24 protein-coding genes are annotated in these 22766 nt (G+C 59.9%); 8 read left to right on the top strand and 16 right to left on the bottom strand.

Features of this window, described 5'->3' with window-relative positions:
* Nucleotides 1–64 precede the first annotated feature (64 nt).
* The 3 genes from zapE to QRN36_RS05185 form a co-directional block, all read right to left on the bottom strand.
* The gene (gene zapE, locus QRN36_RS05195) at nt 65–1159 is read right to left on the bottom strand and encodes a cell division protein ZapE (RefSeq protein ID WP_093461864.1); all 1095 of its coding nucleotides are present in this window, start codon (nt 1157–1159) and stop codon (nt 65–67) included.
* Nucleotides 1160–1220: 61 nt separating this feature from the next.
* Nucleotides 1221–2570, bottom strand: a complete 1350-nt coding sequence (locus tag QRN36_RS05190) for a tryptophan--tRNA ligase (protein ID WP_285423085.1) — start codon at nt 2568–2570, stop codon at nt 1221–1223.
* Between the two features lie 28 nt (nt 2571–2598).
* A complete protein-coding gene (locus QRN36_RS05185; RefSeq protein ID WP_285423084.1) occupies nt 2599–3228 on the bottom strand; it encodes an alpha/beta hydrolase in 630 nt (209 codons plus the stop codon).
* Between the two features lie 145 nt (nt 3229–3373).
* Between QRN36_RS05185 and QRN36_RS05180 the strand changes: the two genes are divergently transcribed.
* Nucleotides 3374–3811 (top strand): YhcB family protein, encoded by a 438-nt coding sequence (locus tag QRN36_RS05180; protein ID WP_093461870.1) that lies wholly within the window; start codon nt 3374–3376, stop codon nt 3809–3811.
* Nucleotides 3812–4266: 455 nt separating this feature from the next.
* On the opposite strand, the gene cysN is transcribed toward QRN36_RS05180, so the two are convergent.
* From cysN to QRN36_RS05165, 3 genes are all read right to left on the bottom strand, one after another.
* The gene (gene cysN / locus QRN36_RS05175) at nt 4267–6165 is read right to left on the bottom strand and encodes a sulfate adenylyltransferase subunit CysN (protein ID WP_285423083.1); all 1899 of its coding nucleotides are present in this window, start codon (nt 6163–6165) and stop codon (nt 4267–4269) included.
* Between the two features lie 15 nt (nt 6166–6180).
* The gene (gene cysD, locus QRN36_RS05170) at nt 6181–7098 is read right to left on the bottom strand and encodes a sulfate adenylyltransferase subunit CysD (protein ID WP_093461876.1); all 918 of its coding nucleotides are present in this window, start codon (nt 7096–7098) and stop codon (nt 6181–6183) included.
* Nucleotides 7099–7254: 156 nt separating this feature from the next.
* On the bottom strand, nt 7255–8013 hold the full coding sequence (locus QRN36_RS05165; protein WP_285423082.1) for a Nif3-like dinuclear metal center hexameric protein: 759 nt from the start codon (nt 8011–8013) through the stop codon (nt 7255–7257).
* Between the two features lie 99 nt (nt 8014–8112).
* Here QRN36_RS05165 and algW point away from each other — a divergent pair, with 99 nt between their 5' ends.
* Entirely contained in the window at nt 8113–9273 is a 1161-nt protein-coding gene (gene algW / locus QRN36_RS05160) for a Do family serine endopeptidase AlgW (RefSeq protein WP_285423081.1), read from the top strand.
* Between the two features lie 73 nt (nt 9274–9346).
* Here algW and hisC read toward each other — a convergent pair whose 3' ends face one another.
* The 10 genes from hisC to QRN36_RS05110 all read right to left on the bottom strand — a co-directional run bounded on the left by hisC (nt 9347) and on the right by QRN36_RS05110 (nt 17368).
* Nucleotides 9347–10399 carry a histidinol-phosphate transaminase gene (gene hisC / locus QRN36_RS05155; RefSeq protein ID WP_285423080.1) on the bottom strand — a complete coding sequence of 351 codons (1053 nt, stop codon included), beginning with the start codon at nt 10397–10399 and terminating at the stop codon, nt 9347–9349.
* Between the two features lies 1 nt (nt 10400).
* Nucleotides 10401–11729, bottom strand: coding sequence for a histidinol dehydrogenase (hisD, locus tag QRN36_RS05150; protein WP_285423079.1), 1329 nt, complete (start codon nt 11727–11729; stop codon nt 10401–10403).
* A 147-nt stretch (nt 11730–11876) separates the two neighbouring features.
* On the bottom strand, nt 11877–12512 hold the full coding sequence (gene hisG, locus QRN36_RS05145) for an ATP phosphoribosyltransferase (RefSeq protein WP_074753869.1): 636 nt from the start codon (nt 12510–12512) through the stop codon (nt 11877–11879).
* Nucleotides 12513–12683: 171 nt separating this feature from the next.
* On the bottom strand, nt 12684–13949 hold the full coding sequence (gene murA / locus QRN36_RS05140) for a UDP-N-acetylglucosamine 1-carboxyvinyltransferase (protein ID WP_093462571.1): 1266 nt from the start codon (nt 13947–13949) through the stop codon (nt 12684–12686).
* 23 nt (nt 13950–13972) lie between these two features.
* On the bottom strand, nt 13973–14212 hold the full coding sequence (locus QRN36_RS05135; protein WP_093461891.1) for a BolA family protein: 240 nt from the start codon (nt 14210–14212) through the stop codon (nt 13973–13975).
* A gap of 115 nt (nt 14213–14327) precedes the next feature.
* Nucleotides 14328–14633 (bottom strand): lipid asymmetry maintenance protein MlaB, encoded by a 306-nt coding sequence (locus tag QRN36_RS05130; protein WP_285423078.1) that lies wholly within the window; start codon nt 14631–14633, stop codon nt 14328–14330.
* On the bottom strand, nt 14630–15283 hold the full coding sequence (locus tag QRN36_RS05125; protein ID WP_285423077.1) for a phospholipid-binding protein MlaC: 654 nt from the start codon (nt 15281–15283) through the stop codon (nt 14630–14632). The genes QRN36_RS05130 and QRN36_RS05125 overlap by 4 nt, the downstream gene beginning before the upstream one ends.
* A gap of 11 nt (nt 15284–15294) precedes the next feature.
* Nucleotides 15295–15762, bottom strand: coding sequence for an outer membrane lipid asymmetry maintenance protein MlaD (gene mlaD / locus QRN36_RS05120; protein WP_093461900.1), 468 nt, complete (start codon nt 15760–15762; stop codon nt 15295–15297).
* Nucleotides 15762–16559 carry a lipid asymmetry maintenance ABC transporter permease subunit MlaE gene (gene mlaE, locus QRN36_RS05115; protein WP_285423076.1) on the bottom strand — a complete coding sequence of 266 codons (798 nt, stop codon included), beginning with the start codon at nt 16557–16559 and terminating at the stop codon, nt 15762–15764. The genes mlaD and mlaE overlap by 1 nt, the downstream gene beginning before the upstream one ends.
* Nucleotides 16559–17368, bottom strand: coding sequence for an ATP-binding cassette domain-containing protein (locus QRN36_RS05110; RefSeq protein ID WP_285423075.1), 810 nt, complete (start codon nt 17366–17368; stop codon nt 16559–16561). The genes mlaE and QRN36_RS05110 overlap by 1 nt, the downstream gene beginning before the upstream one ends.
* A gap of 311 nt (nt 17369–17679) precedes the next feature.
* On the opposite strand from QRN36_RS05110, the gene QRN36_RS05105 reads away from it, so the two are divergent.
* The 6 genes from QRN36_RS05105 to QRN36_RS05080 all read left to right on the top strand — a co-directional run bounded on the left by QRN36_RS05105 (nt 17680) and on the right by QRN36_RS05080 (nt 22711).
* Complete coding sequence (locus QRN36_RS05105) at nt 17680–18654, top strand: KpsF/GutQ family sugar-phosphate isomerase (RefSeq protein ID WP_285423074.1); 975 nt, start codon at nt 17680–17682, stop codon at nt 18652–18654.
* Entirely contained in the window at nt 18655–19188 is a 534-nt protein-coding gene (locus QRN36_RS05100; RefSeq protein WP_285423073.1) for an HAD family hydrolase, read from the top strand. It begins immediately after the preceding gene.
* A 10-nt stretch (nt 19189–19198) separates the two neighbouring features.
* Entirely contained in the window at nt 19199–19771 is a 573-nt protein-coding gene (lptC, locus tag QRN36_RS05095; protein WP_093461916.1) for an LPS export ABC transporter periplasmic protein LptC, read from the top strand.
* Nucleotides 19758–20306: a lipopolysaccharide transport periplasmic protein LptA gene (lptA, locus tag QRN36_RS05090; RefSeq protein ID WP_093461919.1), complete on the top strand. Its 549-nt coding sequence runs from the start codon at nt 19758–19760 to the stop codon at nt 20304–20306. Before lptC ends, lptA begins: the two co-directional genes overlap by 14 nt.
* A complete protein-coding gene (gene lptB / locus QRN36_RS05085) occupies nt 20306–21031 on the top strand; it encodes an LPS export ABC transporter ATP-binding protein (protein ID WP_093461922.1) in 726 nt (241 codons plus the stop codon). Before lptA ends, lptB begins: the two co-directional genes overlap by 1 nt.
* Nucleotides 21032–21217: 186 nt before the next feature.
* Entirely contained in the window at nt 21218–22711 is a 1494-nt protein-coding gene (locus tag QRN36_RS05080) for an RNA polymerase factor sigma-54 (RefSeq protein ID WP_285423072.1), read from the top strand.
* Nucleotides 22712–22766: the final 55 nt, after the last annotated feature.

The raw sequence follows: 22766 nt of genomic DNA, 5'->3' as shown, positions 1-22766 counted from the left end.
TTCTGACCGACCCATCGCCAGCGCGGGCAAGCGCGCTCCTACGATTCGCAGCTTGCGGCTGCTACTAGGGTTTGTGCGCGCGGGACAGGAACTCGTGGGACTGCATTTCCAGCAGACGACTCAACGTACGCTGAAACTCGAAGTTCAGGCGACCGCCGGTGTACAGGTCTTTCAACTCGACTTCCGCAGAAATGATCAGCTTGACGTTGCGATCGTAGAACTCGTCGACCATGTTGATGAAGCGCCGGGCGATGTCGTCGGTGGTCACACTCATCTGCTCTACACCGCTGAGCAGCACGGCATGGAAGATTTTTCCGAGCTCAATGTAATCGTTCTGGCTGCGAGGACCGTCGCACAGCTCGCGGAAATCGAACCAGGCGACGTCGTCACACGTGCGCAGCGCCTTGATCTGGCGATTCTCGATGATCAATACGTCATTCTCGATCGCCTTCGTGCATTCAGGCGTCAACGCCCGGAAGCTCTTGCGCATGCTCTCTTGCGCCGCCTCGTTGAGCGGGAAGTGGAACAGTTCGGCCTGCTCCAGGTGACGCAGGCGATAATCCACGCCGCTGTCGACGTTGACGATGTCGGTGTTCTGCTTGATCAGCGCGATGGCAGGCAGGAAGCGCGCACGTTGCAGGCCGTCCTTGTAGAGCCCGTCAGGCACGATGTTGGAGGTCGCTACGAGGGTCACGCCGTTTTTGAACAGTTCTTCCATCAGCGTGCCGAGGATCATGGCGTCGGTGATGTCAGACACGAAGAACTCATCGAAACAGATCACGCGGGCTTCTTCGGAGAAGCGCTTGGCGATCAGGGTCAGCGGGTTCTTTTCGCCCTTCAGGTTTTTCATTTCTTCGTGCACACGCTTCATGAAGCGGTGAAAGTGCGTGCGCATCTTGTCCTGAAACGGCAGCGCCTCGAAGAAGGTGTCGACCAGATAGGTCTTGCCGCGCCCCACGCCGCCCCAGAAATACAGGCCCTTGACCGCCACGGCTTCCTTTTTGCCGAACAGCTTGCCGAACAGGCCAGGCTTGTTCTCATGGGCAGCGATCAGGTCGTCGTACAGGCGCTGCAGATGACGCACCGCATTTTCCTGCGCGGCGTCGTGAAAGAACTCGGGGCGTTTAAGGTCGTTCTGATAGCTTTCTAGGGGGGTCATATTCGTTAGCTGAGCAGCAAAAACGGGCCGCCACTGTAGCGATGGCCCGTTGGAATGGCAATTAATCCTGTTGTGGCGCCAAGGCCAGCTTCAGGCTCTCTATTGCGGCGTCGCGCGCGGCGGCATCGGCGAAGCTCGGGCTGTCGGCGACGCAGTCACCCCCAAGCCATACGCTGAAGGCAGCACCCTCACTGCGGATGTCCAGATCGCCACCTTGCTGCAGCTGTCTGGTCACCGCACCGGCGGCCTTGCCGTCAGCGAAGTTGCGCGAGAGCAGCAGTTGCTCGCCATCGGCCGCCAGCAAGCGGAAGCGGAAGCTGCCGTCGTCTTCACGAAAGCTGACGAACCGCGCGCCTTTACTGGCTTTTTTCTTGCTGGTCGCGACGGCTTGCGGCGCTGCACGGAAAGAACGCAGGCCAACCGCCTCACGCAGCTCGCCCAGAAACGGCGTTGCGATGCGGCGGGCCTTGGCCGCGCCCGCCTGGAGAATATCTTCCAGATCAGCCGGGCGTTCAATCAGACGATGGTAGTTCTCGCGCGCTTCACTCAGCTCGCTGTCGAGCAACTGGAACAGACGCTGCTTGGCGTCGCCCCAGCCCAGCCCCTGCAGCAGATCGGCACGGAATTGATCGCTCTGCTCGCCGGTGGCGAACGCCTGATACAGGGTGAACAAATGCGAGTTGTCCGGATCCTTGGCCTCGCCCGGCAAGCGGGAGTCGGTGACGATGCGCGAGATCGCGTCCTTCATCTCCTTCGCGCTGCTGAACAGTGGAATGGTGTTGTCGTAGCTCTTCGACATCTTCCGGCCGTCCAGGCCGGGCAAGGTCGCCACGCTCTCTTCGATCAGCGCCTCGGGCATCACGAAAAATTCTTTGCCATTGCCGAACAGGTGATTGAAGCGCTGGCCAATGTCACGGGCCATTTCCACGTGCTGAATCTGATCTCGACCCACTGGGACCTGATGCGCGTTGAACATCAGAATGTCAGCGGCCATCAGCACCGGATAGCTGAACAGGCCCATGCTGACGCCGGCATCCGGGTCTTCGCCGGCCTCGACATTCTTGTCCACAGACGCCTTGTAGGCGTGGGCCCGATTGAGCAGCCCTTTGGCGGCAACGCAAGTCAGCAGCCAGGTCAGTTCTGGGATTTCCGGGATGTCGGACTGGCGGTAAAAGGTCACGCGCTCGACGTCCAGACCGGCTGCCAGCCACGTTGCGGCGATTTCCAGACGCGAGCGCTGAATGCGCAGCGGGTCATCGCACTTGATCAACGCATGGTAGTCGGCCAGGAAATAAAACGAATCGGCATTGCTCTGGCGGCTGGCGACGATGGCCGGGCGAATGGCGCCCGCATAATTGCCCAGGTGTGGCGTACCGGTGGTGGTGATACCGGTCAGGATACGAGTGGTCATGGCTAGTCGCTTATTCTGTGTACTGCGATCAATTCGAAAGGCGCGGCAGGACCAGATCCTTGAGGTCGGTCAGCTTGCCGTGGAAAAAGTGTCCGCATTCTGCCACTTTCAGCAGCTCATGGGGGCGCTGAAGCGCGTCAGACCATGCGTACACCAGTTGTGGGTCAACGACTTCGTCGGTTTCCGGCTGGATCAGGGTCAACGGGCCTTTCTGCGGCAGTGCCGCGGGATCAGCGATACGCATGACCGCGGGCGCGACCATGAACAGGTGATTCAGTATTTCGCCCTTCGCCTCGAGCCGGCCGCCGAGTGTCGCGGCGACGAATCCGCCGAAGGAAAAACCGAACAGGGTGATCGGAAGATCAGGGTGTTTTTCCCGCAGCCACGTCGCTGCCGCTTCGGCATCGTCGACCTCGCCCTGGCCCATGTCCGAGCTGCCGGCGCTGGTGCCGACGCCACGGTAGTTGAAACGCAGGGTAATGAAACCCGCATCGCGCGCCGTACGCTGCAAAGTGGAGATCACTTTATTGAGCATCGTGCCGCCCTGAACCGGGTTAGGATGGCAGATCAGCGCCAGGCCTTTGGCCCCTTCCAGGTCAAGGTACAAGGCTTCGAGTTGGCCCACCGGGCCGTCGATGAATACAGGGGTTTCACGCATGAGCAAGAATGAACTCCGTGACCTTCAAATGGGTCGACTCGTCTAGCTGATTGTCTGTGGCTGGCATGTTGGCGACGCGTCGCCGCTATACAGCGCAGGTTCGAGCCGTTAACGTAAAGCAAAGCCGTTTATAGAGGAAGGACTCGTGGATTACTCGCTCTTAGTTTGGTTGCTGCCGACTATCGCCCTGATCGTTGGTGTCGCCATCGGTTTCTTCGTGGCGCGTGCGCTGCCCCATGCCGCGCCTAACAGCACTCAGCGCCAGCTGGATGACGTTCAGGAGCGTTTCGACAGATATCAGAACGAGGTGGTCACTCACTTCAACAGCACGGCTAATCTGGTGCAAAAGCTGTCCCAGAGCTACCAGGATGTCCAGGAACACCTCGCCGAAGGCGCCGACCGTCTGGCGACCGACGACCTGACTCGCCAACGCCTGCTGGCCGCTTTGCACCCGGATGCGCTGCAGGCCCCGCGCGACCGCCTGACGCCACCCCGCACGGCCGCCGAGCCGCCACGTGATTACGCGCCCAAGGCGCCAAACACGCCAGGCATGCTGGATGAGCACTACGGCTTGAAGAAGTAATCGCAGACACCCGAAACAGCCCGCCCCTGATCCACTCAGCGGTGGGCTTTTTTATGGCCAGCTGTGTGAGGGAGCCAGTTCACCGGGTTGCTACAGCAGCTGATCGACCTTGCAGGAGTGAGCCAAGTGTCTCTAATGCCCCTTTGATCTGCGGCGTAACACCCAACGCCTTCCCGGCTAAAGCCGGTCCTACAAAAAGCTTGCGGCGTCTGCAGGACCGGCTTCGGTCGGGGAGAGGCCGGAGCATGAAGCCGGTCCTGCGAAAAGCTTGCCGCATCTGTAGGACTGGCTTTAGCCAGGAAGAGGCCGGTGCAGTCGGTGGAGAGGTAGCGTCCGGAATTCAGTCTTCGCGAGCCAGCTCACGCCTACAGTGCGATATTCGCGGGCCGTCACATATCCGGGAAAAACAAAAAACCCGCCATCGCTGGCAGGTTTCCTGTTTTGCAGCCTGTGACTCAGATCGCGCCGCGTGTGCGCAGCAGATCGAGCACTTGCTTGACGCTGTCTTCGACGTTCAGCGACTGAGTGTCGATCACAAGATCAGCGTCCAGCGGCACGTCGTACGGGAAGGACTCGCCCGGGATGTTGTCCTTGTCCGCAGCGTAGAGGCCTTGAGGATCGCGTTCACGGCAGACCTGCGGCGAGGCCTGGACGTAAACGGTGATCAGACGATCGCTGCCGATCAGGCTCTTCGCGTTCTCACGACCCGCTGCATCGGGAGCGACGAATGCCGCCAGTGTCAGCAGACCCGCTTCGTTGAACTGACGTGCGACATGAGCGGCACGACGCCAGTTCTCGGTACGACCGGCACGATCCTGCGGCAAGCCCTTGTTCAGGTCATGGCGCAGATTCTGGCCATCCAGGACGAACACCGCGCGGCCCATGTCGAACAGCTTGCGCTCCACGGCATACGCCAGTGTGCTCTTGCCCGCGCCCGACAGGCCGCTGAACAGAACGGTGGCCGGTTTCTGACCGAAACGCTGCGCACGTTCCTCGACCGAGACGTGAGCCAGTGCGCCGTGGTGCTGACCTGCGCCTGTCACAGTCGGTTTGGCGATGATCATGCCCGCCGCCACGGTGCCGTTGGTCAAACGGTCAATGACGATGAATGCGCCGGTGGTGCGGTTGCTGTCGTAGCCATCCAGCGCGATCGGAGCGTCAAGGCTGATTTTCACCCGGCCGATTTCGTTGAGTTGCAACGAGCTGGCCGGGCCCTCTTCCAGCGTGTTGACGTCAACGCGGTGGGTGATGCTGGCGATCGAACCTGGCACGTAGGAAGTCGCGCGCTTGATGTCGTACTTCTTGCCCGGGAGCATCGGCTCCTCGGCCATCCACACCAGCATCGCGTCGAACGCGTCAGCCACTTGCGGGACGTTGTCGGCATGCACCAACAGGTCGCCACGGGAGATGTCGATTTCGTCTTCCATGGTCAGCGTAACCGCCTGACCGGGACCTGCGTGCTCCAGCTCGCCTTCGAACGTGACGATGGATTTCACGCGGCTGCTCTTGCCCGAGGGCAGCACGACCACTTCGTCGCCCTTGTGAACCACGCCACTGGCCAGCGTGCCGGCAAAGCCACGGAAGTTCAGGTTGGGGCGGTTCACGTACTGCACCGGGAAGCGCAGATCGGAGAAATTGCGGTCGTTGGCGATCTCGACGGTCTCGAGAATTTCCATCAGCGACTTGCCGGTGTACCAAGGCGAACGCTCGCTCGTGTTCACCACGTTATCGCCCTTGAGCGCCGACATCGGCACGAATTCCATGGTGGTCGGCTTGAGCGAGATACGCTCGGCGAACTTCAGGTAATCGGCCTTGATCTGCTCGAAGATGTTCTCGTCGAAACCATTGAGATCCATCTTGTTGATGGCGACCACGATGTGCTTGATGCCCAGCAACGAGGCGATGTAGCTGTGGCGACGGGTCTGGGTCTGCACGCCATAACGGGCGTCGACCAGGATGATCGCCAGGTCGCAGGTCGATGCACCGGTGGCCATGTTGCGGGTGTACTGCTCATGGCCGGGGGTATCGGCGATGATGAATTTGCGTTTGGAGGTCGAGAAGTAGCGATAGGCGACATCGATGGTGATGCCCTGCTCGCGCTCGGCCTGCAGACCGTCGACCAGCAGCGCCAGGTCGACGTCATCGCCGGTGGTGCCGGACTTCTTCGAATCTCGGGTGATGGCTTCCAGATGGTCTTCGTAGATCATCTTGGAATCGTGCAGCAGACGACCGATCAACGTGCTCTTGCCGTCGTCGACGTTGCCACAGGTCAGAAAACGCAGCATCTCCTTGCGTTCGTGCTGGCCCAGATAGGCGAGGATGTCCTCGCTGATCAATTCAGATTGATGCGACATGTTCAGACACCCTAGTTAGAAATAACCCTGACGTTTCTTTTCTTCCATGGAGCCGGCGCCGTCGTGATCGATGACCCGGCCCTGGCGCTCGGAAGTTCGCGTCAGGAGCATTTCCTGAATGATGTCAGTGAGGCTGGTGGCCTCGGACTCGACAGCGCCCGTCAACGGGTAGTCGCCCAGCGTGCGGAAACGGACTTTCTTCTTGACGATGCGTTTCTTGTCTTCGTCAGACAGGTGATTACGCAAGCGATCGTCGTCGATCATGATCCATGTGCCATTCATCTCGATGACTTCACGCTCGGCGGCGAAGTACAGCGGCACGATCGGGATGCCTTCCAGATAGATGTACTGCCAGATGTCCAGCTCGGTCCAGTTGGAGAGCGGGAACACGCGGATCGACTCGCCTTTGTTGACGTTGCCGTTGTACACGTTCCACAGCTCTGGGCGCTGGTTTTTCGGGTCCCAGCGATGCTTGCTGTCGCGGAAGGAATACACGCGCTCTTTGGCGCGAGACTTCTCTTCGTCACGACGTGCGCCACCGAAGGCGGCGTCGAAACCGTGTTTGTCCAAAGCCTGCTTCAGGCCCTCGGTTTTCATGATGTCCGTGTGCTTGGCACTGCCGTGGGTCAGCGGGTTGATGCCCTGCGCGACGCCGTCCGGGTTGATGTGGACGATCAGATCCAGGCCCATGTCCTCGACCATCTGGTCACGGAAACGATACATTTCCTGGAATTTCCAGCGGGTATCGACGTGCATGACCGGGAACGGCAGCTTGCCCGGGAAGAACGCCTTGCGCGCCAGGTGCAGCATCACGGCGGAATCTTTACCGACGGAGTACAGCATCACCGGGTTATCGAACTCGGCGGCGACCTCGCGGATGATGTGGATGCTTTCCGCCTCCAGCTGTTTCAGATGCGTCAGTTTGTCGACCATGGTTACTCACGGGATAACGTACTTTATGGAGAGCCTGCGGGCTCTATCGAGCGAGGCACTTTATCATGGGGCCTGATTCTATTCAGTTGGCGGGTTAGATCGAAACGATCTAACGATATAGCTCACTCTTTGGACCGCCTGCCCCGCCTCGCCGGGTCAGATCGGATTGGGACAATCGATGAACAGATGTTCAAGCGCGAAGCGCCGCGCCAGATAGTCTCCCAGTGCCTGCACGCCATAGCGCTCGGTGGCATGATGGCCGGCCGCGATGAAGCTGATGTCGTTTTCACGGGCGCTGTGAAAAGTCTGCTCCGATGCCTCGCCGCTCAGGTAGAGGTCCACGCCGGCCAGCACGGCCTGATCGATGTAGCCCTGCCCGCCCCCGGTGCACCAGCCGACGCGGCGGATCATCTCACTGCCCTCGATCAGCAAGGGCTCGCGCCCCAGCGCCGACTGAACGCGATGGGCGAAGTCGCGCGGGGTCATCGGCTCGGACAATGACCCGACCAGACCGACGATGCGCGGATTGTCGGGATCGAGTGGTCCTTCGACCGTGATGTCCAGTTGCCGGGCAAGCTGCACGTTATTGCCCACTTCAGGGTGCAGATCCAGCGGCAGGTGATAGGCCAGCAAGCTGATGTCGTGTTTGAGCAGCGTCTTCAGGCGGCGCTGCTTCATGCCGGTGATGCAGGGGTTTTCGCCTTTCCAGAAATAGCCGTGGTGGACCAGAATCAGGTCAGCGCTGGCCTCGACCGCCGCATTCAGCAACGCCTGGCTGGCAGTCACGCCGGAAACGATGCGGGTGACCTGCGGGCGACCTTCGACCTGCAATCCGTTAGGGCAATAATCCTGTACCCGGGCGCTACTCAGATAGCGGTCCGCTTCTTCAACCAGAGTGCTCAGCGCGACGGCCATAAAAGTCTCCTAAATATGCAGTTCAGACCGGTCCGGTCCTCGTATAATGCCCGCCATTATGGCGCAGGTGATGCGCATCTACTCTCAGGACTCTGCTCAATGTTCAAAGCGCTGCGTTTTCTCGGCTGGCCATTGCTCGCTGGTGTGCTTATCGCTTTACTGATTATCCAGCGCTTCCCGCAGTGGGTCGGGCTTCCCAGCCAGGACGTCAACCTGCAGCAGGCACCTCAGACCGCTTTCATCCAGCAAGGGCCGGTGTCTTACGCCGACGCGGTCAGCAGCGCCGCGCCTGCGGTGGCCAATCTGTACACGACCAAAATGGTCAATAACAAGCCCAACCATCCGCTGTTCGAAGACCCGCAATTCCGGCGTTTCTTCGGCGACAACCTGCCCAAGCAGCGACGCATGGAATCGAGCCTGGGTTCGGCAGTGATCATGAGCCCTGAAGGCTATCTGCTGACCAACAACCACGTGACCTCGGGCGCCGACCAGATCGTGGTGGCGCTCAAGGACGGCCGCGAAACCATCGCCCGGGTCATCGGCAGCGACCCTGAAACCGACCTCGCCGTTCTCAAGATCGATCTGAAAAACCTGCCATCCATTACCCTCGGCAGCTCAGACAGCATTCGCATCGGCGACGTGGCGCTGGCGATCGGCAACCCGTTCGGGGTCGGCCAGACCGTGACCATGGGCATCATCAGCGCCACAGGCCGCAATCAACTGGGCCTCAATACCTACGAAGACTTCATTCAGACCGACGCCGCGATCAACCCCGGCAACTCGGGCGGCGCACTGGTTGACGCCAACGGCAACCTGACCGGCATCAACACGGCGATCTTTTCCAAGTCCGGCGGATCACAAGGTATCGGTTTCGCAATCCCCACCAAGCTTGCGCTCGAAGTCATGAAGTCGATCATCGAGCACGGACAGGTGATTCGCGGCTGGCTGGGCATCGAGGTGCAACCGCTGACCCAGGAACTGGCCGAGTCCTTCGGTTTGAAAGACCGCCCCGGCATCGTGGTGGCAGGCATTTTCCGCGACGGGCCAGCGCAGAAGGCAGGTCTGCAACTGGGCGACGTGATTCTGAGCATCAATGGCGAACCCGCGGGCGATGGCCGCAGGTCGATGAACCAGGTGGCGCGCACCAAGCCGTCGGAGAAGATCGCGATTCAGGTGATGCGCAACGGCAAGGAATTGAAGCTGATGGCGGAAGTGGGTCTGCGTCCGCCACAAACCCCGGCGCCTGCGGCGGAGGATTAAGCTTCAGACATGCAGAGGCGGTGGGCCGGCGACCCGATGGTTGGCCGGACCGCCGCGCTCCTGCAATAGATCGCTACAACGCTCCCAATGCATCCACCAGCGCCTGATTCTGCTCGGGGGTGCCGATGGTGATGCGCAGGAATTGCGCGATGCGTGCCTGCGTGAAGTGCCGAACGATCACGCCCTGCTCTCGCACTTTGGCCGCAAGGCCTGCTGCGTCGTGCTGCGGGTGGCGAGCGAAAATGAAGTTCGCCGCGGACGGCAGGACTTCGAACCCCTTGGCTTCCAGTTGCTCGACCAGACGCTCGCGGCTGTCGATCACCCGCTTGCAGGTGCTCAGGAAATACTCGCGGTCATCGAACGCAGCCGCTGCACCGACGATCGCCATGCGATCGAGCGGGTAAGAGTTGAAGCTGTTCTTGACCCTTTCCAGCGCCTCGATCAGGTCGGGATGACCGACTGCCAGACCGACGCGCAGTCCCGCCAGCGAGCGCGACTTCGACAGCGTCTGCGTGACCAGCAGGTTGGGGTAGCGGCTGATCAGGCTGATCGCCGTCTCACCGCCGAAATCGATGTACGCCTCATCGACGATCACCACCGAATCCGGACTGGATCTGACGATTTGCTCCACCGCATCCAGCGCCAGCAGGCAGCCGGTCGGTGCGTTAGGGTTCGGGAAAATGATGCCGCCGTTCGGGCGGGCGTAATCTTCGACACGGATCTGGAACTGCTCATCCAGCGCGATGGCTTCGTATTCGACGCCATACAAACCGCAGTACACCGGATAGAAGCTGTAGCTGATGTCCGGGAACAACAACGGCTTGTCGTGCTTGAAGAACGCGTTGTAAGCGTGTGCCAGTACCTCGTCGGAGCCGTTGCCCAGAAACACATGAGTGGCTTCAACGCCGTAGTAACGGGCGACCGCCTGCTTAAGCAGGTCGCTGTTAGGGTCCGGGTACAGACGCAGGTTGTCGTTGACCTCGGCGCGCATGGCTTCGATCGCTTTCGGCGACGGCCCATACGGGTTCTCGTTGGTGTTGAGTTTCACCAGCTTGGTCAGCTTCGGCTGCTCACCGGGCACGTACGGCACCAGATCGTTGACGAAGGGACTCCAGAATTTACTCATGTCAGTTGCCTTCCTGATTGTTGTCGACGATGCGGTATTCAGCGCTGCGTGCGTGAGCGGTCAGGGATTCGCCACGCGCCAGCACCGACGCAGTCTTGCCCAGCTCGGACGCGCCTTGCTCGGAGCAGAAAATGATGGAGGAGCGTTTCTGGAAGTCGTAAACACCCAGCGGCGAGGAGAACCGCGCAGTGCCCGAAGTCGGCAGCACGTGGTTGGGACCTGCGCAGTAATCGCCCAGCGCTTCGGAGGTGTGACGGCCCATGAAGATGGCGCCGGCATGACGAATCTGCGGCAGCCACGCCTCCGGGTCCGCGACCGACAGCTCCAGGTGCTCGGGGGCGATGCGGTTGGCGACCTCGATGGCCTGGGTCATGTCCGCCACTTTAATCAGCGCACCACGGCCATTGATGGACGTATTGATGATCTCGGCGCGTTCCATGGTCGGCATCAGCCTGGCAATGCTCGCGGCCACCTTGTCCAGAAAGTCGGCGTCCGGGCTGACCAGAATCGCCTGGGCGTCTTCGTCGTGCTCGGCCTGGGAGAACAGGTCCATGGCGATCCAGTCCGGATCGGTCTGACCATCGCACACCACGAGAATTTCCGAAGGGCCGGCAATCATGTCGATACCCACTTGGCCAAACACGTGACGCTTGGCCGTCGCGACATAAATGTTGCCCGGCCCGACGACCTTGTCGACCTGCGGAACGCTCTCGGTACCGTAGGCCAGCGCCGCTACCGCCTGAGCGCCCCCGATGGTGAACACCCGATCGACGCCGGCGATGCACGCGGCCGCCAGCACCAGTTCGTTGATTTCACCGCGCGGCGTCGGCACGACCATGACCACTTCACCGACACCGGCGACCTTGGCAGGAATGGCGTTCATCAGCACCGACGAAGGATAGGAAGCCTTGCCGCCCGGCACATACAGACCGGCGCGATCCAGCGGCGTGACCTTCTGGCCGAGCACAGTGCCGTCGGCCTCGGTGTAGCTCCACGAGTCCTGTTTCTGACGCTCGTGGTAATTGCGCACACGGTCTGCGGCCTTTTCAAGCGCCTGACGCTGTGCAGGTGTGATGCGTGTCAGTGCCAGCTCGAGGCGTTCGCGCGGCAGAATGAGGTCCGCCATCGACGCGACATCGAGGCCGTCGAAACGCTGGGTGTATTCCACCAGCGCCGCGTCGCCGCGCTCGCGAACGTTCTTGATGATGTCCAGCACACGCTGATTGACCGAGTCGTCGGACACGCTTTCCCAGCTCAACAGATGATCCAGATGTCGAGCGAAATCAGGGTCAGCAGCGTTGAGTCGGCGAATGGTGTTGGAAGTGGTCATAGCGTGAGCCTCAATGAATGGCATTTTCTCAGGAGCCTTGTGCATAGGCAGGAGCCTAAGCTACCAAGCCATCCGCGCAGGCACCTGAGAAATTTGGCTATGACACGGATAGCTGGGCGCAACCTTGATCACGGTCGCGCGAAACAGTCAGCCGCGGTGTCGCGATTCCACTGCGGTGCGCAGGGTATCGATCAGCGACTGGATACGGGCGTGCTGCATCTTCATCGACGCCTTGTTCACCACCAGACGCGAGCTGATGTGAGCGATCATTTCCTGCGGCTCCAGGCCGTTGGCGCGCAGCGTATTGCCGGTGTCGACGACGTCGATGATCTTGTCCGCCAGCCCTACCAGCGGCGCCAGCTCCATCGAGCCGTACAGCTTGATGATGTCGACCTGACGACCTTGCTCGGCGTAATACCGCTTGGCGACGTTGACGAACTTGGTGGCCACACGCAGACGGCCCTTGGGCTCGGCAGCCCCGACCGCGCCTGCGGTCATCAGCTTGCACTTGGCGATCTGCAGATCCAGTGGCTCATACAGGCCCTGGCCGCCGTACTCCATCAACACGTCCTTGCCAGCCACGCCCAGATCGGCGGCGCCATGCTCGACATAGGTCGGCACGTCGGTCGCACGGACGATCAGCAGGCGAACATCGTCCTGGGTCGTCGGAATGATCAGCTTGCGGCTCTTGTCCGGATTCTCGGTCGGCACGATACCCGCTGCGGCGAGAAGCGGCAGGGTGTCGTCAAGGATGCGGCCCTTGGACAGTGCGATGGTCAACATTGGAAACGTCAGTCCTTATCAGCAAGCGCGCGTCGGGTCGCAATCGGCGCCCGACGACTTCCGGATCGAACAACGCAGACCCGGAGTAAAACGAATCAGAAAATTCTGGCTGCACTCGGTCACGAACGCTGCCCGGCCGATCGACTCGGCTCAGGCAGCGGGTCGCAACGACTAGCCCGGCACGCGACGGATTTTCGCGCCCAGCATCTGCAGTTTCTCTTCGATGCACTCGTAACCACGGTCGATATGGTAGATGCGGTCGATCAGCGTGTCGCCTTCCGCGATCAGCGCGGAAATCACCAGACTGGCCGAAGCACGCAGATCGGTCGCCATCACGGGCGCACCTTTGAGCTTCGCGCAGCCGGTGACGATGGCAGTGTTGCCCTCGACCTGAATCTGAGCGCCCATGCGGTGCATTTCGTAAACGTGCATGAAACGGTTTTCGAAAATCGTCTCGATGACCGCGCCCGTGCCTTCGGCAATGGCGTTGAGCGAGATGAACTGGGCCTGCATGTCGGTCGGGAACGCCGGGTACGGCGCAGTGCGCACGTTGACGGCTTTCGGACGCTTGCCATGCATGTTCAGCTCGATCCAGTCTTCACCGGTGGTGATCTCGGCACCGGCTTCACGAAGCTTCTCGAGTACGGCTTCAAGAATGGTCGGATCGGTGTCCTTGACCTTGACGCGGCCGCCTGTTGCAGCAGCGGCAACCAGGTAGGTGCCGGTCTCGATGCGGTCAGGCATGACACGGTAGGTCGCCGAACCCAGTCGCTTGACGCCATCGATGGTGATGGTGTCGGTGCCAGCGCCGGAAACCTTCGCGCCCATGGCATTGAGGAAGTTCGCCAGATCGACGACTTCCGGCTCACGAGCAGCGTTTTGCAGCACGCTTCGGCCGTTGGCCAGCGCTGCGGCCATCATGATGTTTTCGGTACCGGTCACGCTCACGGTATCGAAGAAGAAGTGCGCGCCACGCAGCCCGCCTTCAGGGGCCCGGGCCTTGATGTAGCCGCCTTCGACGTCGATGATCGCGCCCATGGCTTCAAGGCCGCGGATGTGCAGATCGACCGGACGCGAACCGATGGCGCAACCGCCAGGCAATGCGACTTCGGCTTCACCGAAACGCGCAACCATCGGGCCCAGCACCAGAATCGACGCACGCATGGTTTTCACCAGTTCGTACGGCGCGACGAGGGTCTTGATGGTGCGAGGATCGATTTCGACACTGAGCTTTTCGTCGATGATGGGCTCGATGCCCATGCGACCGAACAGCTCGATCATGGTGGTGATGTCATGCAGGTGCGGCAGGTTGGCGACGGTCACGGGACCGTCAGCCAGCAACGTGGCTGCGAGAATCGGCAGGGCAGAGTTCTTTGCCCCGGAAATGCGGATTTCGCCATCAAGACGAATGCCGCCAGTAATAATCAGTTTGTCCATTAGAATCTCGACGCCATTTTGGCTCAGGTGCGCTCGGCCCATGCAGCGCGGCTGAAAAATTTCATGGTGACCGCGTGGATGCTGCCATCAGCGATCCATGGGTTCAAATGCGTATAGATCTGCTGCTGGCGCTTGACCGGACTTAGTGCAGCGAGCTCGTCGCTGATCACGTTCAGCTGAAAGTTACAGCCTTCGCCTTCAACTTCGACCTGAATCTCTGGCAGCTTACCTTCAAGGAAGCTTTTAACTTCTACGGCCTGCATGCTTAACCTCAATCGGCGCCCTACGCGCGCGGGTCGGCCATCATACAAAAAAGCCCTCTCGTTGCGAACCCTACTTTGCAGGAGACGGACGAGGGGCTTGATCGATGATCAGCTATCAATGTTGTTCGAACAGCTCGGTCAGACCCGATACCTGTGCGATTTCCTGCATGTCTTCAGGGAGCGAGCGAACGCTGACCGTCTTGCCTGCGTTGCTGGCGTCCCGCATGAAGGCCAGCAGCAGGGCCAGCCCAACGCTGCTGGACTTCTCGACGCCAGAGCAATCAAGGACCAAAGCCGGCGCATCGCTGGCCTTGATCAGTTGAGCGCCCTGCTCGCGCAACGCAGGGCCGGTGCGGTAGTCGAGCACGCCGAACAGCTTCAGCTCGCCGCCGCCCACCGCCGTGATAGCCGCCTCACTCATTTGACGACCTTGTCAGGCGAGTTTTCGGTGGCGTCCTTGGCCTTGGCAACTTCGCCCGCCCATCCATCGATGGTCTTGTCCAGGTTGTTGCCGTTGCGCTGCATCGCGTCAGCGAACTGATCGCGGAACAGCTTGCCGATGTTGATGCCGTTGATGATCACGTTACGCACTTTCCACTCGTTGTTGATGGTCACGAGGGTGTACGAAACCGGGTAGACCGCGCCGTTGTTGCCCTTGACCGACATGTCGACGGACGTGCGGTCAGCCGCTTCTTCCTTGGCTGGCGAAACGGTGATGCCCTGGTTGTTGTACTCCAGCAGCGCATTGCCATAGAACTGGATCAGGCTGCGCTTGAAGTTTTCCTGGAAGCGTTGCATCTGCGCCGGGGTAGCGTTGCGCGAGTACTTCACGGTCATGATGCTTTTGGAGATGCCGTCAGCGTCGATCACAGGACCGACGATGCCGTTGAGCGCCTCGTAGAACGCCTGCGGATCGGATTTGTACTTGTCCTTGTTGGCAGCAAGGTCAGCCAGCAGCTGCTTGGTCGTACGGTCCACCAGATCATGAGCGGAGGACGCAGGTGCAGCGTTGGCGAACAGCGGCAGAGCAGCCAGCAGCACCAGAAGGCCACGGCGCAGAATCGAGATCATGAAAAAACTCCTCATTTAGCGTCTTTACCCACGGAATTCAGCAGGAATTTGCCGATCAGGTCCTCGAGTACCAGCGACGACTGCGTGTCGTGGATGGTGCCGCCGTCTTTCAACAGCTGATCATCTCCGCCAACGCTGATGCCGACGTATTTCTCGCCCAGCAGGCCAGCGGTCAGAATCGAGGCAGTGGAATCGGACGGCAGGTTGTTCACCCGCTTATCCACTTCCATCGTCACACGGCCCATGAAGGTATCGTGGTCCAGATCGATTGCAGTGACCTTGCCGATGGTCACACCGGCCATGGTCACTTTCGCTCTGACAGTCAAACCGGCGATATTGTCGAAATTTGCATAAAGTTTGTAGCTGTCGTTGGTGGCGCTGGCGCTCAGACCACTGACCCGCAGGGCGAGCAGGAGCAAAGCCAGGATCCCGGCGAGCAGAAACAGGCCTACACCGGTTTCGAGGGTGCGGTTTTGCATCAGAAGTCTCCAAACATCAAGGCGGTCAGAATAAAGTCCAGGCCCAGTACGGCCAGCGAGGCGTACACCACGGTCTTGGTCGTGGCGCGACTGATCCCCTCGGATGTGGGCTCGCAGTCATAGCCTTGGAATACGGCGATCCAGGTGACGACAAAAGCGAAAACGACGCTTTTGATGACACCGTTGATTACATCATTGGGAAAGGAAACGCTGTTTTGCATGTTCGCCCAGAAGGAGCCTTCGTAGACGCCCAGCCAGTCCACCGCCACCCAGGATCCGCCCCAGATGCCGACGACGCTGAAAATGATCGCGAGCACTGGCAGCGAAATGAAACCGGCCCACAGACGCGGCGCGACGATGTACTTCAAAGGGTCGACGCCGATCATTTCGAGGCTGGACAACTGCTCGGTGGATTTCATGTTGCCGATTTCGGCAGTCAGCGCCGAGCCGGCACGACCGGCAAACAGCAGCGCCGTCACAACCGGGCCCAATTCGCGCAGCAGCGTGAGGGCAACCATCTGCCCCACCGCCTGCTCCGAGCCATACTTGGCCAGGATACTGAAACCCTGCAGCGCCAGAACCATGCCGATGAAGACACCTGACACGACAATGATCGCCAGCGACATGACGCCGACCGAATAAAGCTGACGCACCAACAGTTGGAAACCACCGCCAATTCCGCCGCGCCCAAGCAGGGCATGAACCAGAAAAATCCCCGAACGACCCAACACTGCAACAACATCGATCGCTGAGCGCCCCATCAGGCGTACACGATCCATCAATGACTTTCTGCGCATCAGCGCTTCCCCAAAAGATCTTCGCGATAATCCGGCGCCGGATAATGGAAAGGCACCGGCCCGTCGGGATCGCCCGTCATGAATTGACGAATGCGAGGGTTATCCGACTGCATCAATTCCTGCGGCGTCCCCTGCCCCAACACCTGCCCGTCGCCCACGACGTACAGATAGTCGGCAATGCTGGCGGTTTCTGCCAGGTCGTGGGACACCACGACACTGGTGATGCCGAGCGCATCATTGAGCAGGCGGATCAACCGGACCAGCACGCCCATGGCGATCGGGTCCTGACCCACGAAGGGCTCGTCGTACATGAGGATCTGCGGATCCAGCGCGATGGCACGGGCCAGTGCGACGCGACGCTTCATGCCGCCGGAAAGTTCGTCGGGCATGAGCTCGACCGCGCCACGCAGCCCCACCGCCTGCAGCTTCAGCAGGACGATGTCGCGAATCATGTCTTCGGGCAGTTTGGTATGGACACGCAGCGGGAACGCCACGTTTTCGAATACGTCGAGATCGGTGAACAATGCACCGCTCTGAAACAGGACACCCATCTGCTTGCGCGCGTCGAACAGGTCACTGCGCGACAGCTTCGGCAGGTTCTGGCCATTGACCCAGACCTCGCCCGCGCTTGGACGCAGTTGTGCTCCCATCAGTCGCAGCAATGTGGTTTTACCACTGCCTGACGGCCCCATGATGCCGGTGACTTTGCCCCGGGGGATGCGAATGTCCACATTATTGAAGATGCTGCGCGTACCGCGTTTGAAGGACACGCCCTTCAATTCGACCGCGTAGGCGTTATCGGCACTCATCTAAACTCCTTGCGATGCAACCTGTCTCTGAGATGCCGCGTCCTTGACGAACGACACACTATCAGGAGGGGCCGAACAAGCGGCGAACTATAACACCGGTGTGCCAAGCCGCCAAAGCACCAACGTGTCGAGTCGCAAACAAAGAAGAAGATTTCAGACACAGAGGAAATTTCCTGCTTCAGCCACTTCGATTAATCAGCATCAACTGAAGGACTGAACGCCTCTATAAACAAAGAGCGACGATGAAGCGTGAGGCTTTTGAACATTGTCGCTATAATCCTCGCCTTTTCACCAAGCGACCCTTTACAGACATGGCCAACGCCCGCGACCTGATCCAATCGGCACAAAGCACCATCCACCTGGAAATAGAAGCCGTGGAAGGGCTGCTTGCGCACATCGATGCGGATTTCGTCAGCGCCTGCGAGATGATTCTGGGCAGCAAGGGTCGGGTCGTCGTAGTCGGCATGGGCAAGTCCGGTCACATCGGCAAGAAGATTGCCGCAACCCTGGCCAGCACCGGCACCCCTTCGTTTTTCGTCCATCCGGCCGAGGCCAGCCACGGCGACATGGGCATGATCACCAGCTCGGATGTCATCCTGGCGCTCTCCAACTCGGGCACCACAGCCGAGATCGTGACACTGCTGCCGCTGATCAAACGCCTGGGCATCAAGATGATCAGCCTGACGGGCAATCCGGAATCCACGCTGGCCAAGGCCGCTGACATCAACCTCAATGCCCGCGTCGAAAAAGAAGCCTGCCCCTTGAATCTGGCACCGACCTCCTCGACCACCGCCGCGCTGGTCATGGGCGACGCCCTGGCCGTCGCCTTGCTGGACGCGCGAGGCTTCACCGCCGAGGACTTCGCCTTCTCGCACCCGGGCGGCGCACTGGGACGCCGTCTGCTGCTGAAGGTCGAGCACGTCATGCATTCCGGTGCCGAACTGCCGCAGGTTGCACGCGGTACGCCACTGCGCGATTCCCTGATGGAAATGACCCGCAAGGGCTTGGGCATGACCGCTATTCTGGAAGCCGATGGCCGCCTCGCCGGGATCTTCACCGACGGCGATCTGCGCCGTACGCTGGACCGGCCGATCGACATCCGCCAGGCAATCATCGACGAAGTGATGACCGTGCACGGCAAGACCGTGCGCCCGGAAATGCTCGCCGCCGAAGCCCTGAAAATCATGGAAGACAACAAGATCGGCGCACTCATCGTGGTCGACGAGAACGATCGCCCCGTCGGCGCGTTCAACCTTCAAGACCTGCTCCGTGCGGGAGTCATGTAAATGAGCGCCGATATGAACGATCTGATGCAGCGTGGCAAAAACATCAAACTGGCCGTTTTCGACGTCGATGGCGTGCTGACTGACGGCCGCTTGTACTTTCTCGAAGACGGCAGTGAATTCAAGACGTTCAATACGCTCGACGGCCAGGGCATCAAAATGCTCATCAACTCTGGCGTGACCACGGCGATCATCAGCGGACGCAAGACACCGGTCGTCGAACGTCGCGCAAAAAACCTCGGCATCGCACATCTTTACCAGGGACGCGAGGACAAACTCGTCGTCCTCGACGAGCTTTTGCAGCAACTGAATCTAAGCTACGACCAGGTCGCGTACCTGGGTGACGACCTCCCCGATCTGCCGGTCATCCGCCGGGTCGGCCTGGGCATGGCCGTGGCCAACGCCGCCGGTTTCGTACGTCAGCATGCCCACGGGACTACCCAGGCACGTGGCGGCGAAGGCGCTGCCCGAGAATTCTGCGAGTTGATCCTGAGCGCTCAGGGCAACCTCGAAGCGGCCCACGCCGCCTACTTATAGAAGTGCATTTATGCTCAGCAAAAAGTTTCGTACGTTTCTGATCTTCGGTGTTCTGGCGGTGCTGCTTGCAGCGGTCGGATACTGGAATGTCAGCCCCGAAAGCTTCATGGATCAACCCAAGGCTGCCGTGGATGAGAGTGCGATCGACTATTACGCGATCAACGCCCACAGCATTCAGTACCTGCCCGACGGCAGCATGCAATACGACATGACCTCCGATAAGGTCGAGCACCTGAAGGCCACCGATGTCACGCTGATGACCACGCCGGTCCTGCAAATGTACCGTGGCACCGAATTCCCCTGGCACGTACAGAGCGTGCGCGCCGAGGTCTCCCCCGGTGGCGACCATGTCGAGCTGATCGATCAGGTGCGCATCAACCGCACCGACGAAAAGAAACGCACCACCGTGATCACCAGTACCCGCATGACTGTCTTCCCTCAGAAGCAATATGCGGAAACCGCGCAACCCGTTAGAATCGACGGCTTCAACGGCGTGAGCACCGGTACGGGTATGAAGGCCTATCTAAAAGAAAGCAGGATACACCTGCTATCGAATGCAAGAGGACAGTATGAGGCTCCTTAAAACCCTCCCTATTTTGCTCGGCCTGGGCGCAGCACTGGGAAGCGTGAGCGCCTGGGCTCTGCCGAACGATCAGGATCAGCCTATCCGTATTCAGGCCGACGATGCTCAGCTGGACGACAAGCAAGGTGTCGCGACCTACAAAGGCGACGTGATCATCACCCAGGGCTCGATGAAGGTGACCGGTAACACCGTGACCATCACTCGCACCCCTGCCGGCGACATCGACGTCGTGACCTCGGTGGGCAACCTCGCCTACTTCGAGCAGTTGCAGACTGCTGGCGACACCAAGCCCGTCCAGGGCTGGGGCGTCACCATTCAGTACCACGCAGCGCAGAACCGCGTCGTGCTGATCGACAAGGCCAAGGTCATCGACAAGGACAACAACACCACTCAGGGCGAGAAAATCGTCTATGACACGGTCCGCAAGCTTGCCAGCGCCGGCCGCGCGACAGGCAGCAAGGTGACCGAAGCCCGTCCGCGTGTCGACATGGTGATCCAGCCGAAAAAGAAAACCGACCAGCAGAAGGCCCAGTAATGGCAACGCTGAAAGCCCAACACCTGGCCAAGAGTTACAAGAGTCGCCAGGTCGTCCGTGACGTCAGCCTTTCCATCGAAAGCGGTCAGATCGTCGGCCTTCTCGGCCCGAACGGTGCGGGCAAGACCACGTGTTTCTACATGATCGTGGGCCTGGTTCAGGCCGATCAGGGCCGCGTGCTCATCGACGAGCAGGACGTCAGCCACCAACCCATGCACGGCCGCGCGCGTGCCGGTATTGGCTATCTGCCTCAGGAAGCGTCGATCTTCCGCAAACTGTCGGTATCGGACAACATCATGGCGATCCTCGAGACCCGCAAGGAACTCGACCGCGCCGGACGTCGCAAGGAACTGGAAAGCCTGCTGCAGGAATTCCACATCACCCACATCCGCGACAACCTCGGCATGAGCCTGTCGGGTGGTGAGCGCCGCCGCGTCGAGATCGCACGCGCATTGGCCACTGCGCCGAAATTCATTCTGCTGGATGAACCGTTCGCAGGTGTCGACCCGATTTCCGTGGGCGACATCAAGCAGATCATTCATCACCTCAAGGCCAAGGGCATCGGCGTTCTGATCACCGACCACAACGTACGTGAGACGCTGGATATCTGCGAAACAGCCTACATCGTCAACGACGGGCAACTCATCGCAGAAGGCGACGCTGAAACCATCCTGGCCAACCAGTTGGTTAAAGAAGTGTATCTCGGCCACGAGTTCCGACTGTAACCCGGTGAAGACGGGGGCTGGAGACGAACGCAAACGTGCGCCTCATCGCCAACCCCGGATTAATTGTCGTCACACTCTAGGCAAACACTCCGGTTTCAGGCATATAATTTGCTTAAGTAGGCGCCTCGGCGCCCTAGTAGTGGATGGCGCGCAGTGCGCCGGCGAATAAGGTGTTAAGCCCCTGCCATGAAACCTTCGCTAGTCTTGAGAATGGGCCAGCAGCTGACGATGACGCCGCAGCTGCAACAGGCCATCCGCTTACTCCAACTGTCGACGCTGGATCTCCAACAGGAAATCCAGGAGGCACTGGAGTCCAATCCGATGCTCGAACGACAGGAAGAAGGCGACGATTTCGATAATGTTGACCCAATGGCCGACAACATCGAGCACAAGCCCAACCCTGATGTTCAGGAGCCGACCTATCAGGAAGCCACTCCGACCGTCGACAACCTCGACGATGGCGAGTGGAGCGAGCGCATTCCCAACGAATTGCCCGTCGATACTGCATGGGAAGACATTTATCAAACCAGCGCGAGCAGCCTGCCGAGCAATGACGATGATGAGTGGGACTTCACGACCCGCACCTCCGTCGGCGAAAGCTTGCAAAGCCATCTATTGTGGCAGCTGAATCTGGCACCCATGTCCGACACCGATCGCCTGATCGCCGTTACCCTCATCGACTGCATAAACCCTCAGGGCTACCTGGACGAGTCGCTGGAAGAGCTGCTCGACGCATTCGATCCGGAACTCGACATCGAGCTGGACGAAATCGAAGCCGTTCTGCACCGCATCCAGCAGTTCGAACCGGCCGGTATCGGCGCACGCACGCTGAGCGAATGCCTGCTGCTGCAGCTGCGCCAGCTGCCGGCCAAGACCAAATGGCTGGCCGAGGCACAGCGTCTGGTGAGCGATTACATCGACCTGCTCGGCAGCCGCGACTACGCGCAACTCATGCGCCGGATGAAGCTCAAGGAAGATGACCTGCGCCAGGTGATCGAACTGGTTCAGAGCCTCAACCCGCGTCCGGGATCGCAGATCGAATCCACCGAAGCCGAATACGTCGTCCCTGATGTCATCGTGCGCAAGGACAATGAACGCTGGCTGGTCGAGCTCAATCAGGAAGCCGTGCCACGCCTGCGGGTCAATCCGCAATACGCAGGCTTCGTGCGTCGCGCCGATACCAGCGCCGACAACACGTTCATGCGCAATCAGTTGCAAGAGGCCCGCTGGTTCATCAAGAGCCTGCAGAGCCGCAACGAAACCCTGATGAAAGTGGCCACGCAGATCGTCGAACATCAGCGCGGCTTCCTCGAGTACGGCGACGAGGCAATGAAGCCGTTGGTCCTGCATGACATTGCGGAAGCGGTCGGCATGCATGAATCGACGATTTCCCGCGTGACCACGCAGAAATTCATGCACACGCCGCGTGGCATCTACGAACTGAAATACTTCTTCTCAAGCCATGTAAGCACCTCCGAAGGCGGTGAATGCTCGTCCACGGCGATCCGCGCGATCATCAAAAAACTGGTTGCCGCGGAAAATCAGAAAAAGCCGTTGAGTGACAGCAAGATCGCTGGTTTACTGGAGGCACAAGGCATTCAAGTGGCCCGTCGCACAGTCGCCAAATACCGCGAATCTCTAGGGATAGCGCCTTCGAGTGAACGCAAGCGACTGATGTAAAGGTCACAGGCCACAGCGTTCCAGTGGCAGGCACCCAAGCCTGCCTCTTAATGCA

This window comes from Pseudomonas sp. efr-133-TYG-103a, from assembly GCF_030209235.1.
Classification (GTDB): domain Bacteria; phylum Pseudomonadota; class Gammaproteobacteria; order Pseudomonadales; family Pseudomonadaceae; genus Aquipseudomonas.
The sequence above is the reverse complement of the archived record's forward strand: the minus strand, read 5'-3'. Positions and strand labels throughout refer to the sequence as shown.